General features: G+C 41.9%; 1 protein-coding gene and 1 pseudogene. Both read right to left on the bottom strand.

Annotated features, from left to right (window positions below):
• Positions 1-1,068, bottom strand: a pseudogene (locus G440_RS20135) (hypothetical protein); the annotation flags it as partial.
• Between the two features lie 156 nt (positions 1,069-1,224).
• Positions 1,225-1,565 (bottom strand): T9SS type A sorting domain-containing protein (locus tag G440_RS20130; RefSeq protein WP_034259753.1); only part of this gene is annotated, 341 nt, incomplete at its 5' end.

The following is a 1,565-nucleotide window of genomic DNA, read 5'->3' as shown; positions in this document are numbered from 1 at the left end:
AAAGCCTCCATCTGTATTACCTTCCAAAGCGATGGCATAGGTCATTCCTTCTTCCATATCACCCTCAATTGCGGTAAAATCTTCATGAGCAGGAGATCCTCCTACGGTAGCATCAGATACGTTACTGATACCAGCAACATCGACTAAGGTGATAGGTTCTATACCATTGTTGAACTCTAATGGCCCACAGTATGGATCTGGGAAAGAACCACCGCCGCCAGTAACTTCACCATACATTACGAATGGTAAGCCCTGTGGTCCAACATCTTCAAGAGGAACCCATAATCCACTTTGATTCTGAAGCGAGTTTCCTGTTGTGGTTTCTCCTAAAATTGCAATTGGAGGAGCCCAAGGTCCAGATGCACCAGATCCTTCAAAAGTATATTCTATCCAATATGTACCAGCGGAAAGACTAAGACCGTCAGTAAGCGCAGATACTCTTTGAATCTGCCTATTGGTAGCACCCTGATCATCCTCAAGCACTCTGTTGGCATCGGCATAGGTGGCATCCTGAAGAATATTCAAACTGAGGTCGCCCCAGATTACAGTTGCCCCACCGCCACTTGGATCACCATCCCAAACCTGTAAATAAACAGCAGTAATTGATGGTGCAATTTCTCCAGTTTGGTAAGCAAACACATCTATGGACGTAACATCAACATCCTCCGTGAGTACTACGTCATCGGCAATGCTGTTACCGGCAGTAAACTGGGCTCCAGCACCATATGTGCCCATACCCAAAGTTACAGACTCCAATACACTAAGATCTGGCGAGCCAGCTACATTAAAGTAAGGGCCATTGTCATACAACATAGCATCTGGTCGATTGCTAAAATAGGTTCCTGTAAATGGAACTGTTACATTGGTGTCTCTTGGACCCGAACTAACTACACCAACCTTCTCGCCCACCGTTGTGGCAGTGGTGTTGAAATATGCCGCAGGAAGTTCAGCGGTTTGGGCATAAATACCCGTTGGCGCTTTAATTTCCTTGCTTTGGTCCTGGCTACTATTTTGGCCGAAACCAATAGCACAGAACGAAAGAAAAGCTAACATTGTAATTTTTTTCATAATAATGTTTGTTTTAAAGATTAAAATTATTGTTTTTAACAATCATAAAGATATTCAAAAAAGCTATCAAAACAAAAAAACTATCGAAATTCTTATAAAAATAAAGAAGCCACCCGTACATACGGATGGCTTTTAACAAAAAAGATCAAAAATCTCTTAGTTCTTCATTACTTTATAAGTACCAATCTGACCCTCTACTGAAACATGCATAATGTAAGTTCCGGCAGTTAGACCTGAGAGATTAACCTCTGAAGCAGTAGCTTCAATGTTAACATCCATCACTTTTTGACCTAACAGGTTAAAGATAGATACGGAATCTATAGTATTAACCGAGCTCAATGAAAGTGAACCTGATGTAGGGTTTGGGTAGAAAGTGAATCCATCTAACGTATTATCAGCAATGCTTAACGGAGAACACTCTCCAGAGAAAACATAACCTACCTCTCTGGTTGGTTCCGGTACAGTCCAGAAACCATCAACGGCGTTATACTGAGCCA

This window comes from Aequorivita capsosiphonis DSM 23843, from assembly GCF_000429125.1.
Lineage (GTDB): Bacteria > Bacteroidota > Bacteroidia > Flavobacteriales > Flavobacteriaceae > Aequorivita > Aequorivita capsosiphonis.
This window is presented reverse-complemented; position numbering and strand designations above follow the sequence as displayed.